Origin of the sequence: Glycomyces luteolus (genome assembly GCF_027622875.1) — a bacterium.
Taxonomy (GTDB): domain Bacteria; phylum Actinomycetota; class Actinomycetes; order Mycobacteriales; family Micromonosporaceae; genus Glycomyces; species Glycomyces luteolus.
In genome coordinates, this window is sequence record NZ_JAPZVP010000021.1 from 31837 (window position 1) to 45961 (window position 14125).

Sequence of the window (14125 nt, forward strand, 5' to 3'; positions counted from 1 at the left end):
CCCCCCCCCCGGGCGCCACCGCCCCCCCCCGCCCCCACGCCGGCCGGGCGCCCCCCCCCGCGCGCCCCCCCCGCTTCGCTTTCCCCAAGCAGCCCAACGACACTGCGAGCGGCCCCGGCCGCGGCCGCTCGGGGCGCGCGGAGCGGCGACGCGGGACCGCGGCAGGCGGCCCTCCGGGCATAGACTGGGGCCCGTGACGTACCCCGAGAGGTTCGCCCGGCGCCTCCGGCTCCCGGCCGACGACCGCTCCCCCGCAGCCGCCCGCGCCGCAGTGCGCGCGGTGCTCACCGAGGCCGGCCTCACCGAGCTGCTCGACGAGACCCTGCTGCTGACCACCGAGCTGGCGACCAACGGCGTCGTCCACGCCGGCACCGACATCAACCTCACGGTCGCGGCCGACCCGATCGGCGTGCGCGTCACCGTCACCGACTACCGCTCCGGCGGCATCGACCCGCTCGACCGCGCTTCCTATGACAGCGCGATGCCCGAGGTCACCGCCGAAGGCGGGCGCGGCCTGCTGCTCGTGGACCGCTTCGCGTCCTCATGGGGCACCACCCACGACCAGACCGGCAAGTCGATCTGGTTCCGCATCGACCGCGACCCGGACGCCCGCCCGGCTACCCGGCCCGACCCGGACGCCGCCGCCGAGACGCACCTGCCCGACCTGAGCCAGCTCGCCGCGCTGCTCACCATCGCACCCGCGATCCAGTCCCGGCTGCCGGTCGACCAGATCGTCACCGAGCTGCTCGCCCGGTGCCACGACGCGACCGCCGCCGCGGGCGGCGCGATCGAATACGACGCCGGGGACGGCGGCGGCGCGCAGATCCTCGCCAAGTTCGGCGACGTCGGCAGCGTCTCGGTTGCCGTCCCGCTCCCGCTCACCGCCCCCGCCTGCGGCAAGCTCATGCTCGCCGGGGAGGCCGAGCCGAGCTGGCGGCCGCTCGCCGAGCTCGTCGCCGAGCGCATCGCGCTCGCCGTCCAGATCGACCGGATGCGCACCGACGAGCAGCGCCGCTCCGGCTGGCTCACCTACCTCGCCGAGGCCGGGGAGCTCCTCGCGCACTCGCTCGAAGAGCACCTCACCGTGGCGCTCATCCCGCAGCTCGTGGTCCCGCAGCTGGGCCGCTGGGCCGCCGTGCACCTCACCGGCGACGGCGTCGACCTGCGCCTCGCGTCCCTCACGCACGCTGAGGAAGCCGAACTCGAGCACCTGCGCCTCAAGCTCGACACCGCGGCCCCGGCCCTCGCCGCGGCGCTCGCCACCGACGGCTGGACCGGCATGGAACTGCCCGTGCCGCGCGGCCTCGACGGCATCGCCGTGCCGCTCTCGGCGCGCGGCGCGACCATCGGGGTGCTCACGGTCGGCAAGCACGTCGAGCGCCAGCACTCCTCGGAGGAGCGCGCGGTCGTCGCGGACCTCGCCAAGCGCAGCGCCCTCGCCCTCGACAACGCGCGCATCCACGCCGAGCGCCAGGCCGTCGCCAACGAGCTCCAAGCCGCGCTCATGCCGGGTTCGCTCCCCGACGTCACCGGCGTGTCCTTCGCCGCCGAGTACCTGCCCGCGACCGCGCGGCGCCTTCCCGGGTCGGGCCCGGGGCCGGTGTCCGGCACCGAGGTCGGCGGCGACTTCTACGATGCGACCGAGCTGGCCGACCACCGCCTGTGGGTGGCGATCGGCGACGTGTGCGGCAAGGGCGCGCAGGCCGCGGCGGTCACCGGTGTCGTGCGCGACGTCCTGCGGGTCATGGCCCGCGACGGCCGCCCGCTGCCGCGGGCCCTCGAACTGCTCAACGCCACGCTTCTCGAGCAGCCCGGCGACATGCGCTACGCGACCATCGCCTCCGCGCTCCTCGACCGCGACCCGGACGGCTCGCTCAATGCGACGCTGTGCCTCTCGGGCCACGAGAAGCCGCTGCTGCTGCGCGCCGACGGCGAGACCGCCTGGGTCGGCCGCGAGGGCACCGCGGTCGGGCTCTTCCCCGACGTCAAGGTCAACCCCGAGGAGGTGCGGCTCGACCCCGGGGACGCCCTCGTGTTCTTCACCGACGGCGTGACCGAGCGCCGCGACGGCGCCGCCATGTTCGGCCACGAGCGCATCGAGCGGGCGGTGCGGGACGCGGCGGGCAAGGGCGCCAGGCAGATCGCCACGGCGCTGCTGGAGGCCGTCGAGGCGTTCTCCCCTGAGTCGCCGCGGGACGACATCGCGATCCTCGTGGTCCGCTGCGATCCGAAATAGCGGCTCGCGAGCCATGAACGAACCCCGCTGACGCGGGCATGACAAAGGCCCCGCGAATTCGCGGGGCCTTTCCCATTGCGGCGCTAGTGCAGGAGCGTGCCCGCACCGTAGTAGCTGTTGCCGTGGTGCACCTCGACGACCTTCACGACGGTGGTCGAGTTGGGGGCGTGCACGATCAGGCCGTTGCCGATGTACATGCCCACGTGCGCGAGGCCGTTGTAGAACACGAAGTCGCCGGGCTGCAGCTCGTCCTCGCTGATGTGCGCGACCATGTCCCACTGCGCGGCCGCGTTGTGCGGCAGGGAGATCCCGGCCTGCGCGTAGGCGCCGAGCATGAGGCCCGAGCAGTCCCAGGAGTCGGGCCCGTCCGAACCCCACACGTAGGGCTCGCCGATCTGGTCGAGCGCGAAGTCGACGATGGTCCACTGCTCGTTCGACATGTGGGGCAGGTCGTACTCGAGCACCTCTTCGCCCGCTGCGGTCTTCCACTCCTCTTCGAGGTCGGTCATCCGGTCGGTGAGCTCGTCGGCGGCCTTCTGCAGCTCCGCCTGCTCGGCTTCGAGGTCGGCCTGGAGGTCGGTGAGCAGTTCGGACTGGGCCGCGTACTCCTCCGAGGCGGCGCGCAGATCGCCCATGAGGTCGAAGTTGTAGAGGTTCGCCGAGTTCAAGCGGTCCATGCGCTCGACGAACGCGTCCGGGGTGCCCGATTCGAGCAGCAGCGCCGCGTCCCCGATGCCCTGGTCCACATAGGTCTCGCCGATGAAGTCGGCGAGCTGCTCGCGGAGCACGTCGAGCTCGGCCTCGGCGGTCTGGAGGTTCGCCTCGGTCTCCTCGATGAGCTCGCGGTTCTCGTCGACCTCCGAGGCGAGCTGGTTGTACTCCTCAACGGCGGCCGCGAGGTCTTCGTCGACCGCGTCGATCTCGTCGTTGATGTCCTCAGGCGAGTCCTGTGCCCAGGCGGGAGCCGAACCGACGGTGACCAGGAGGCCGCCTACCACGGCGGCGGACAACCACTTGCGTCGAACAGACGGCTGCTTCACGAGGAGGGCGCTCCTTCGGGATGGAATGACGGGGGTGCATTCAACACACGCACAGGGCCGCCCGCGGGATGCACTGGGCGCCGCCGGGAGGCCGAACATGAGCGTAGCGCGCGGCTTTCCGCGCTGGTAGACCCCGGGAGTGACAAATTCGCAGCGTAACGAGCATTCCACCGATGGTGTGTCGCTCCTGTGAGTTGCCTGGGAATTGGTACCATTGCCCGCATGACCTTCCCGATGTGTCGCTGTCGCCGCTGTCACCAGCGCTGAGCCTCCTCGTGCGGCTCCGCGCTTCCCCGCTGACAACCGTTCCGACACATCGAAGGTCGAATCACCCAGATGAGCTCCAGCCTGCTGCTGCCGCCCGCTTCCCTTACCACTGAACGCCTCGAGGCGCTCGCCGCGTTCTACGCCGCCAATCTCACACTGCGCCCGCGCTTCACGAAGGGCAGCCGGTGGGCCCGCCGGGTGCTCTCCGGGCCGGGCCACGAGGCGTGGCTGCTCGCCTGGCTGCCAGGGCAGGGCACCGACCTGCACGACCACGGCGGCGTCGACCGCCCCGCCGCGGCGGCGGTCGCGGTGGTGTCGGGCGAACTGACGGAGTTCACGGTGCGGCCGGGCGATTTCCCCGGGCTGCAACGCCAGCGGCTCGGCGCGGGTGAGGTCTCGGTGGTCGACGACCGCACGGTCCACGGGATGCGGAACCTCTCGGACGCCCCGGCGGTGAGCCTCCACGTGTACTCGCCGGGCCTCGAGGCGATGCGGACGTACCTGCTCGACGAGACCGGCCTGGCCCCGTCGAAGATCCTGCGCGCGGGCGCGGACTGGTAACGCGCCGAACGTGAGCGGAGCGTCCGGGGCGAATCGGACATCGATGGGCCCCCGGTCTTAACCCTGCCCGACGGGTACGACATTGTGCGGCGGCGACGGATCGTCAACGGCCGCAAGCGGTTCGAACGTGAAAGGTGAGCGGAGGGTCTACCGCAAATCGGACTTGGGCGGGCCCCCGGTATCAACCCTGACTCATGGGTACGACATCGTTTCCCGTCAGCGTCGGCGCCCGGGCGTGTCGGCCGCTGACAAGGTTTCCCCTACCGCTTGAGGGAGGGCCCTCGCGACGTCGGAGGCGGTCACCGTGCGGTGGCCCGCTCCGGCGATGCCGCCCGCTCGGCCGTGCATGTAGGCGGCGGCGACCGCCGCCTTCACGCCCGCCATGCCGGAGGCGAGCAGCGAGGCCATGAACCCCGCGAGCACGTCCCCCGAACCGGCCGTTGCCAACTGGGGCCGCCCGGTCGGGTTCGCCCATACTTCGCCGTCGCTCGAGGCGACCACCGTGTGATGCCCTTTCAGCAGCACCGTGCAGTTCAACCGCTTCGCCAGCGCCGCTGCCGCCGCGCCCCGGTCCTCGGAGGGCGGTGAGCCGTAGAGCCGCTCGTACTCGCGGTCGTGGGGGGTGAGGATCACCGGCGCCTCCCGCTGCGAGAGCACCGACGGGTACTCGCCGATGAGGGTCAGCGCGTCGGCGTCGAGCACCACGGGCGCGGGCGATTCGAGCACGTGCCGCAGTTCGGCGAGCGCCGCCTCGTCGGTGCCGAAGCCGGGCCCGGCGAGCCAGGCCTGGACGCGCCCGGCCTCCTTCACCTCCTGCGTGCACACGACTTCCGGGTGGCGGCGGCGCACGTGCTCGGCGGCGGTCCCGGCGTAGCGCACGTACCCCGCGGGTCCGGCGAGCGCGCCGGAGGCGGCGAGGACGGCCGCGCCCGGGTAGCCCTCGGAGCCGGCGGCGACGCCGACGACGCCTCTCGTGTACTTGTCGTCGTCGGGGCCGGGTTCGTGCCACCACGCGGCGAGGTCGCCTTCGTCGGCGACGCGCACCGCCGGGTGCGGGTCGAGGTGCGGGCCGAGTCCGATGTCGACGAGGACGAGGCGGCCGACGAGGAGCGCGGCGCGGCCGAGCACGTGGCAGGGTTTGCGCGATCCGAAGGCGACGGTGACATCGGCGGTGACGGCGCTGCCGGGGACGGCGCCGGTGTCGACGTCGACCCCGGACGGGACGTCGACGGCGACGATCGTGTCGGCGTCGATGGCGGCGAGCTGGTCGATGGCGCGGCCGGGCAGGCCGGGGCGGCCGCCGATGCCGAGGATGCCGTCGAGGAGGAGGTCGCAGTGGCGAGGCGGCTGGGCGACGAGTCGTCCTCCGGCCTTGGTGAGTGCGGCGGCGGCGACGGGGTGGACGCGTTCGCCCATGACCGGGACGGCGAAGACGCGCGCGCCGCGGCGGGCGAGCCGTGCGGCGGCGAAGAGGGCGTCGCCGCCGTTGTCGCCGGGTCCGGCGAGGACGATCACGGTGGAGCCGTAGACGCCTTTGCGGCGGCGGGCGCGGCTGTGCCGCTCCAGGCTGTGCGGGTTGACGCTGCGCCGTTCCAGGCTGCGCTGCTTCAGGATCCGCGCGCATTCGGTGGCGAGCCCTGCGGCGGCGCGCTGCATGAGGGTGCCCGGCGGGAGCTGGGCCATCAGCTGGGCTTCGGCGCGGCGGACTGCCGCTGCTGACCAGGCACCGTCCATGGTGTTCCCTTTCAGGCCTGCTCGGCCGTCATGCCGTTTCGGCGATCACCACCGCTGTAGCGATACCGCCATCATGCGACAGCGACACGTGCCAGCGTGAGACGCCACGCTGCTGTGCCGCCGCCGCCACCGTTCCGGTGATGGTCAATGTGGGGCGCCCGTCGGGGAGGGAGAGCACTTGGCAGTCGGCCCAGTGCATGCCGCCGGGGGCGCCGAGGGCTTTGGCCACGGCTTCTTTGGCGGCGAAGCGGGCGGCGAGGGATTCGGTGCGGCGCTCGTGGCCGTCGGGGGTGCGGCGTTCGGCTTCGGTGAAGAGCTTGTCGGCGACGTGCGGGGTCCGTTCGAGCACCCTCTCGAACCGGTCCACTGCCACTACGTCTATGCCCACGGCGACGATCACCCACCAAGAGTGCCACGGGATCGGGCGGCCCGCCCCCTTTCAGGTGGGTTCACCGCCGCGAGTGACGGTTTGCCCCGCGCGCCTCGGTGTCCGTTCGTGTCAGCGGGTCTCGGTTTCGGGTCCGACGGCGGGGAGGATCGCCTGGTCGACGATGGCGGCGAGATAGGCGTCGTCGGGGGCCGTGCCGGTGTCGATCATGCGCTTGGTGACGAGGGCTTCGCCGATGTCGAGCACGACCGGGGTGAGGCGGTCGGGGTCGAGGCGGCCGTGTTCGGCGTAGTGGCGCAGCACGGTCTGGGTGAAGGTGCCGCCGCGCCTTGCGAAGACGCGTTCGAACAGGGCTTCGACGACGGCGGGGTCGCGGGCGGGGTCGGCGACGATGGCCATGACGGCTCGTCCGGCGGCGCTGGAGCTCCAGTCGGTCATGAGGCGCAGGGAGGCGATGAGGTCGCCGCGGAGGTCGTGGGCGCCGGGGTCGGGTTGTTCGACCGGGTGAAGTTCGGCGAGGGCTTCAAGCAGGAGGTCAAGGGGGTCGGACCAGCGGCGGTAGAGGGTGGTGCGGGCGGTGGCGGCGCGTTTGGCGATGGCGTCCATCGTGAGTCGGCCCGGCCCGGCGGCGGCGGCTTCTTCGACGGCGGCGGCGTAGATGGCGTCGAGCAGCGCTTTGCCGCGTCGGCGGGTGCGGGCTCCGGTGTCGGCCACGGGCCGCCCTCCAATGTTAGCTACATTCATGTATCTTACTTTTTTAGATACAGTCGTGTACCTAAAAATCCGGAGTCGAGATGACGCTCTCCCCGCCCGCCATTATGAGCACCCCGCTGCGCGAACGATCCCTCGCACCCGACCTGGCCAGGGGCCTCATGCTCCTCCTCATCGCACTCGCCCACGCGCACATGTTCCTCGCCCACCACACCACCGGCTTCCGCGGCTACGCCGTCGACGGCAGTGCTCTCGACCGCATCGTGGCCGGACTCCAGGTGGTGTTCGTCGACGGCCGGGCCCTGCCGATGTTCGCCGCCCTCTTCGGCTACGGCCTGGCCCGCCTCGCCGAACGCCGTATGCGCGCCGGTGTAGAAGCGCCCCAAGCGAAACGGTTCGTGCGCCGCCGCAGCGCCTGGCTCCTCGCATTCGGGTTCGCCCACGCGCTGCTGCTGTTCTTCGGCGACATCCTCGCCGCCTACGGCCTCATCGGCCTCGTCTTCACCGGCCTGCTGTGGAGCCGCGACCGCACCCTGATCCACACCGCCTGGATCACCGCCGCCGCCCACGTCCTCGTCGTCGCGGCCCTCGGTGCCTCCGCCGAAGCGGCCGGGCACGCCAACGCCTCCCCGACGCTCGTCGCCGACCCCTTCGAAGCCGCCGCGATGCGTCTCGCCGTCTGGTCGGCCCTGACCACCACGTTCTATGTCGTGAGCGTCCTGCCCGCCTTCGCACTCGGGATCTGGGCGGCTCGCCGCGACCTCCTCGGCGAGCCCTCGCGCCACCTCCCGCTACTTCGCCGAACCGCCTTGTGGGGCATCGCGATCGGCGCCGCCGGAGGCCTCCCGCTCATGCTCGTGGACACGCAGCTATGGCATCCAGATTCCGTCGCAGCCGTGACGATGTACGCCGTCCACAGCGTCACCGGCCTCGCGTCCGGATTCGGCTACGCCGCCCTCATCGCCGTCATCTGCACCAGGCTCGCCGAGACCGGCCCGTCCGCCACTCGACCCGGACGCGGCGGCGGCCCGGTCGCGAACGCGCTCGCCGCATGCGGCCAGCGCTCCCTCACCTGCTATCTCCTCCAGTCGATCGCCTTCACCGCGATCTTCACGCCGATGGCGGGCAACCTCGGAGCGCACTTGGGCGACGCCGCGGCCTCCGGCATCGCGGTCCTCATCTGGCTCGTCACGGTCGCATTGGCGGCCTGGATGGCGAAGGCGGGGATGCGCGGCCCGTTCGAGGTCCTGCTGCGGCGACTCACCTACGGCCGCAGCTGAACCCGCTCTACCGCCTGGGCCGCCTGCGTACAGGTCCGTTGCAGTACAACATATTCGACACCCGGCGCTCATTCCTCACCACTGGATGCCGACTCCGGCGTCGTCATCAGGGTCCAACGTGCCCGTGATGTCGTGCTGACCCGCCCGTTGCCGGCAATCGCGATTGGGCGGAGCTCTCGTGGGATGCGGTGAGTCCGGACGAGTGGAAGGTGTTCTGAGAACGACGGTCGTGGCCGCCGCCTCCGGGATCCAGAACGAGGGCCCGGCCGCATCGCGGCCGGGCCCTCGTTGCAATTGCGGTTCAAGCGCTTAGCAGGCGACCGGCTCAAAGTAGGTGCATTCGCGCTCACCGGGGATCTCCACGGCGGGCTCGGCGACCCCTTCGGCCTGAGCGAAGGTCGAGATCTCCGCCTCCGTGGCGTCCTCGCTGTGGCTGGCGATCGCGACGGCGATCTGGTTCTCGATGGACTTCACGGAGCTCACGATGTAGTCGTTGAGGATGATGCTGAAGACCAGTTCGCGTCCGTCCGCGTCCGTCACGAAGCCCGAGAGGGCCGAGATCGAGCTCTGCGAGCCGGATTTGGCGTGCACGTTGCCCGCAGCCGGGGTGTCGCACATGCGGCTGACGAGCGTGCCGTCGACGCAGGCGATCGGGAGTCCGGCGTAGAACGTGTCGAACCAGGGCGCGTCCTTCGCGCCGATGAAGAGATCGGTGATCATGTCCGGGGTCATCTGGTCGAATCGGGACATGCCCGAGCCGTCGACCTGGAGGAGGACATCGGTGTCCACTCCGTACCGCTCGATCGCCGCGTGGACCCCGTCCCGGCCGGCCGCGAAGGTGCCCTCGCCGGTGTTGTGGAGGGCGACCGCTTTGAACAGCGCCTCGGAATAGGAGTTGTTCGAGGGCTTGAGCAGGTCGACGGCCAGCTGCGACAGCGGGATCGACTCGTGGCTCGCCAGCGTCTGGCCGGCGTCCTGCGGGGTCGGTTCGCTGACGCGAAGGTCGCCGGTCAGATCGATCCCGTTGTCGGCCAGGGCGTCAGCGAAGACGTTGGCGACAAGGGCGGTCGGGTCGATGACCGAGCGGGAGTAGTAGTCGGGCGTGACGCCGGCTTCGACGGTCCCGGTGACGCGGATGGTGTTCGCGTGCTCGTCGCGGTTGACCGAGAGGTCCGTCTCCGCGCCGGTCGTCGCCTCGTTCACGACGGTCACATAGTCGTTCTCGGGCACCATCTTGATCTGCACCGGGTCGCCGCTCGCGGCGCCTCCGGTCATGAACAGGCGGACGGTCCCGGCCCAGTGGTCGGGACCCGAGCCGATGGTGAGCGCGGAGATCTCCGCCGCAGGGGCGTACTGGAGGTCGCCCCAGGCCCATTCGTCGCCGTGGCGGGCCGCGTCGAAGGCGGTGTCGTCGGCGACCAGGTCGCCGTCGATCCGGCTGATGCCGTGCGCGGCCAGGTCCGCCGCGAGCTGCTGGTAGTCCTCTTCGAGCATGGTCGGGTCGCCCGAGCCGCGCAGGTACAGGTCGCCGTCGACCACGCCGTCGACCGGGCGGTCGCCGAGCAGCTCGGTGGTGAACGTGAAGTCCTCCCCGAGGGTTTCGAGGGCGCCCGCGACGGTGGTGAGCTTCTGGTTGGAGCCGGGCAGGCCCCGCTGGTTGCCGTTGTGGTCGTAGAGGACTTCGCCGGTGGCCGCGTCCTTGACGATGACACCCGACTGCGAGTCGGTCAGGGCGGGATCGGCGAGGATGGCGTCGATGGCCTGGGCGAGGGCCGCCGAACCGGTCTCCTGCGCTTGGGCGACGACCGTTCCGGCAAGGGCGAGGGCTCCCGCGGCGGTGACCGCCACGGTGCCCGAGATGATGGTACGAGTCTTCACGATCGGAGCGTATGTACGGCCTCCTCCCGGTTTCGGCGAATGATCCGTGAAAGTGCGGAACGCAACTCGCTTCGGAGGCAACGGAAAACGGCCGGCACGGCGTACACGCGCATCCAGACGCGAAGGCGGAGTGCCGGCCGTATCGGCCGTTCGGACAAGCCGAGATCATCCGTTCAAAGGAGCTTCCGATCCCGGCGAGGGCCCGGCCGCTTGCGGCGACCGGGCCCTCGATTCGTGTTCAGTTGCGCCTCAAGCGCTTAGCAGACGGCCGGTTCGACCCAGGTGCATTCGAGGTTGTGGTTCGGGTCCTCGGCTGGCATCTCGATGTCCTCGACGTTCGCGGAGCGGAGCGTCTCGGCCTGGGTGGCGGTGGTGGTGTGCGCGGCGATGGCGGCGGCGATCTTGTCCTCGATGTCCTTGACCGTGGAGTACAGGTAGTCGTTGGTGAGGACGGAGAAGACGAGTTCGCGGCCGTCGGCGTCGGTGACGTAGCCGGAGAGGGCCGAGACGCTGGTCATCGAGCCGGTCTTGGCGCGCACGTTGCCCGCGGCGGGGGTGCCGCACATGCGGCTCCCGAGGGTGCCGTCCTCGCAGGCGATCGGGAGCGCGTCGTACCAGGTGCCGAACCAGTCGGCCTTCTTGGCGCCCACGAGGAGGTCGGTGAGCATGTTGGAGGTCATCAGGTTGTGGCGGGAGATGCCGGAGCCGTCGACCTGGCGGATGGGTCCGGTGTCGACGCCGTAGGTCTCGATCCCGGCGTAGGTGGCGGCCTTGCCGCTGGAGAAGGTGCCCTTGCCGGTCGCCGCGTAGCCGAGGGTCTTGAACAGGGCTTCGGCGACGGAGGCGTTGGAGGGCTTGAGGATCTCCCCGGTCAGCTCGGTGAGGGTCATCGACTGGTGGGACGCGAGGGTCTCGAGGCCCTGCGGCGTGGATTCGCCGTAGCGCAGGTCGCCGTTGACGGTGATGCCGGCATCTTCGAGGGAGTCGGCGAAGACGTCGGCGGCGAGGCGGGTCGGCTCGATGACGGAGCGGGTGGCGTAGGTGCCGCTGGTCCCGGCCTTCACGGTGCCGCTCACGCGGATCACGTTGTCGTGCGGGTCGCGGTTGACGGAGACGCTGGTGGTGGTGCCGGTGGTGGCGGTGTTGACGATCTCCACGTAGTCGTTGGCGGGGCTCATGCTGAGCTGGGCGGGGTCGCCTTCGGCCGCGCCGGGCTTGACGAAGATGCGCACGGAGCCGGCGTTGTAGTCGTCGCCGGAGGCGACGGTGAGCGCGGAGACCTCTGCGGCGTAGGTGAACTGGAGGTCGGACCAGCCCCATTCGGTGCCGGAGCGGACCGTGTCGAACGCGGTGTCGTCGGCGACGAGGTCGCCGTCGATCGTGGACACGCCGCGGGCGGCGAGGTCCTCGGCCAGCTTGTCGTAGTCGGCTTCGAGGATCGTCGGGTCGCCGAAGCCGCGCAGGTAGAGGTCGCCGGCGACGACGCCGTCAGTGGGGCGGTCGCCCGCGACCTCGGTCGTGTAGGTGAAGTCGCCGCCGAGGTTCTCGAGGGCCGCGGCGGTGGTGGTGAGCTTGTCGTTCGAGCCGGGGATGGCGCGCTTGGCGCCGTTGTGCTCGTACAGGACCTCGCCCGTGTTCGCGTCGGCGACAGTGACGCCGATCTGCGAGTCGGTGAGGCGCTTGTCGGTCAGGATCGCGTCGATCGCGGCGGCGAGCGCCTCGTCGCCGGTCTCCTGGGCTTGGGCGACCATCGTCCCGGCGATGGCGATGGCGCCGACGGCGGTGACCGCCACGGCGCTCGAGATCAGGGTGCGTTTTCTCACGAAGCGAGCATAGGCACGCCGATTGTGTAACCAATCCCGATACGGGCGGGAAGTGCTCGATATTGCAGGGGCGCAGTACAACCGAAGCGGCTCGAGTACACGTATGGCGTGCACGGGGTCCGCGCACGCCATACGGGAACGGCCGCTCTTACTCCACGGTCACCGATTTGGCGAGGTTGCGCGGCTGGTCGATGTCGCGGCCCAGGGCCGTGGCGAGCTCGATCGCGAACTCCTGCAGCGGCACCGTGGTCAGCAGCGGGGCCAGCAGGGTCGGCGACGCGGGCGTCTCGACCACGAAGTCCGCGTGGGAGGCGGTGATCGCGTCGCCCTCCTCGCAGATCGCGATGACCTTCGCCCCGCGGGCCTTGACCTCCTGGATGTTGGAGATGATCTTGTCGTGCAGCAGCGAGCGGCCGCGCGGGCTCGGCACGATCGCGACCACGGGGGTCCCGTCCTCGATCAGGGAGATCGGGCCGTGCTTGAGCTCGCCCGCGGCGAAGCCCTCCGCGTGCAGGTAGGCGAGTTCCTTGAGCTTCAAGGCGCCTTCGAGGGCCACCGGGTAGCCGACGTGGCGGCCGATGAACAGGACGCGCGCGGCGCCGTCCTTCGACTCGGCGAGGTCGCGGGCCATCTGGCGGATCGGCTCCAGGTTCTCGATGACCTTGGCGATCTTGCCGGGCGCGGCCACGAGCTCGTCGAGGATCGCCGAGACCTCGTCGGCGTACTTGATGCCGCGCACCTGCGCGAGGTGCAGGCCCACCAGGTAGCAGGCGGCGAGCTGGGTGAGGAACGCCTTCGTGGACGCGACCGCGACCTCGATCCCGGCGCGGGTGTAGAGCACGGCGTCGGATTCGCGCGGGATCGTCGACCCGACGGTGTTGGAGATGGCGAGGACGCGGGCCTTCTGGTCCTTGGCGTGGCGCAGGGCCATGAGCGTGTCCATGGTCTCGCCGGACTGGGAGATGACGACGACGAGCGTGGACCGGTCGAGCACCGGGTCGCGGTAGCGGAACTCGCTGGCGAGCTCGACCTCGCAGGGGATGCGCGTCCAGTGCTCGATGGCGTACTTGGTGACGAGCCCGGCGTGGTACGAGGTGCCGCACGCGACGATGAAGACCTTGTCGATGTCGCGGAAGTCCTGGTCGGACATGCGGACCTCGTCGAGGACGATCTGGCCGGTCTCGTCGATGCGCCCGCGCAGGGTGTCGGCGACGGCCTGGGGCTGCTCGTGGATCTCCTTGGCCATGAAGGTCTCGAAGCCGCCCTTCTCGGCGGCGGCGATGTCCCAGTCCACGGAGAACGGCTTGCCCTCGGACGGCTGCCCGTCGAAGCCGCGCACGGTGATGCCGCGCTCGCGGTTGATGGTGACGATCTGGTCCTGGCCGAGCTCGATGGCCTCGGTCGTATAGGCGATGAACGCCGCGACGTCGGAGGCGAGGAAGTACTCGCCGTCGCCGAGGCCGACCACGAGCGGGGAGTTGCGGCGGGCGCCGACCACCGTGTCGGGGTCGTCGGCGGCGACGGCCAGGAGCGTGAAGGCTCCTTCGAGGCGCGCGCAGACGCGGGTCATGGCCTCGGTGAGGTCTCCGTCGACGGCGTACTCGCGGCCGAGGAGGTGGGCGGCGACCTCGGTGTCGGTGTCGGAGAGGAACTCGATGCCGGCGGCTTCGAGCTCGACGCGGAGCTGGCCGAAGTTCTCGATGATGCCGTTGTGGATGAGCGCGATGCGCCCGTCGGCGGAGAGGTGGGGGTGGGCGTTGCGGTCGGAGGGGACGCCGTGGGTGGCCCAGCGGGTGTGCCCGATGCCGCACGCGGCATCGAGGGGGCGGTCCTGCTCGGCGAGGACCGCCTCGAGATTGGCGAGCTTCCCGGCCTTCTTGTCGAACTCCAGGTACGAGGCGGCCGCGTCGGGGTCGTAGACGAGCGCCACGCCCGCCGAGTCGTAGCCGCGGTATTCGAGACGGCGAAGGCCGTCGATCACGACGTCGACGACGCTGCGCGCCCCGACGTATCCAACGATTCCACACATGCGGAAAACCCTACAGCAGTTTCGCGCATCACTCATGCTCGGATGGCCGAGAACTGATCACACCGTTTGATCATTCAAGTCGTTCGAGACCCGTTCACCGCCAGGACATCACGCGTTTCCCGAGCTCCTGAGCGGGCGCTTCCCACCACGGCACCCAGTCGGCCGCTCATTCGACGAC

10 protein-coding genes are annotated in these 14125 nt (G+C 70.7%); 3 read left to right on the forward strand and 7 right to left on the reverse strand.

The features are described 5' to 3' along the window. Window positions 1-193 precede the first annotated feature (193 nt). Window positions 194-2236 carry a SpoIIE family protein phosphatase gene (locus O1R50_RS21615; RefSeq protein ID WP_270112299.1) on the forward strand — a complete coding sequence of 681 codons (2043 nt, stop codon included), beginning with the start codon at window positions 194-196 and terminating at the stop codon, window positions 2234-2236. A gap of 83 nt (window positions 2237-2319) precedes the next feature. Here O1R50_RS21615 and O1R50_RS21620 read toward each other — a convergent pair whose 3' ends face one another. Continuing rightward, on the reverse strand, window positions 2320-3276 hold the full coding sequence (locus O1R50_RS21620) for a C40 family peptidase (protein WP_270112300.1): 957 nt from the start codon (window positions 3274-3276) through the stop codon (window positions 2320-2322). A 336-nt stretch (window positions 3277-3612) separates the two neighbouring features. Here O1R50_RS21620 and O1R50_RS21625 point away from each other — a divergent pair, with 336 nt between their 5' ends. After that, on the forward strand, window positions 3613-4104 hold the full coding sequence (locus O1R50_RS21625; protein WP_270112301.1) for a cysteine dioxygenase: 492 nt from the start codon (window positions 3613-3615) through the stop codon (window positions 4102-4104). Between the two features lie 216 nt (window positions 4105-4320). Here the strand turns inward: O1R50_RS21625 and O1R50_RS21630 are convergent, their stop codons facing one another. The 3 genes from O1R50_RS21630 to O1R50_RS21640 all read right to left on the reverse strand — a co-directional run bounded on the left by O1R50_RS21630 (window position 4321) and on the right by O1R50_RS21640 (window position 6940). After that, window positions 4321-5838, reverse strand: coding sequence for an NAD(P)H-hydrate dehydratase (locus tag O1R50_RS21630; RefSeq protein WP_270112302.1), 1518 nt, complete (start codon window positions 5836-5838; stop codon window positions 4321-4323). Window positions 5839-5866: 28 nt separating this feature from the next. Further along, complete coding sequence (locus O1R50_RS21635) at window positions 5867-6238, reverse strand: holo-ACP synthase (protein ID WP_270112303.1); 372 nt, start codon at window positions 6236-6238, stop codon at window positions 5867-5869. 99 nt (window positions 6239-6337) lie between these two features. Beyond that, complete coding sequence (locus tag O1R50_RS21640) at window positions 6338-6940, reverse strand: TetR/AcrR family transcriptional regulator (RefSeq protein WP_270112304.1); 603 nt, start codon at window positions 6938-6940, stop codon at window positions 6338-6340. A 104-nt stretch (window positions 6941-7044) separates the two neighbouring features. On the opposite strand from O1R50_RS21640, the gene O1R50_RS21645 reads away from it, so the two are divergent. After that, window positions 7045-8217: a DUF418 domain-containing protein gene (locus O1R50_RS21645; protein ID WP_270112305.1), complete on the forward strand. Its 1173-nt coding sequence runs from the start codon at window positions 7045-7047 to the stop codon at window positions 8215-8217. Between the two features lie 309 nt (window positions 8218-8526). Here O1R50_RS21645 and dacB (O1R50_RS21650) read toward each other — a convergent pair whose 3' ends face one another. The 3 genes from dacB (O1R50_RS21650) to glmS all read right to left on the reverse strand — a co-directional run bounded on the left by dacB (O1R50_RS21650) (window position 8527) and on the right by glmS (window position 13947). Next, window positions 8527-10095: a D-alanyl-D-alanine carboxypeptidase/D-alanyl-D-alanine endopeptidase gene (gene dacB / locus O1R50_RS21650; RefSeq protein ID WP_270112306.1), complete on the reverse strand. Its 1569-nt coding sequence runs from the start codon at window positions 10093-10095 to the stop codon at window positions 8527-8529. Between the two features lie 257 nt (window positions 10096-10352). Beyond that, complete coding sequence (dacB, locus tag O1R50_RS21655) at window positions 10353-11918, reverse strand: D-alanyl-D-alanine carboxypeptidase/D-alanyl-D-alanine endopeptidase (protein ID WP_270112307.1); 1566 nt, start codon at window positions 11916-11918, stop codon at window positions 10353-10355. 148 nt (window positions 11919-12066) lie between these two features. Next, window positions 12067-13947 carry a glutamine--fructose-6-phosphate transaminase (isomerizing) gene (gene glmS / locus O1R50_RS21660; protein WP_270112308.1) on the reverse strand — a complete coding sequence of 627 codons (1881 nt, stop codon included), beginning with the start codon at window positions 13945-13947 and terminating at the stop codon, window positions 12067-12069. Window positions 13948-14125 lie beyond the last annotated feature (178 nt).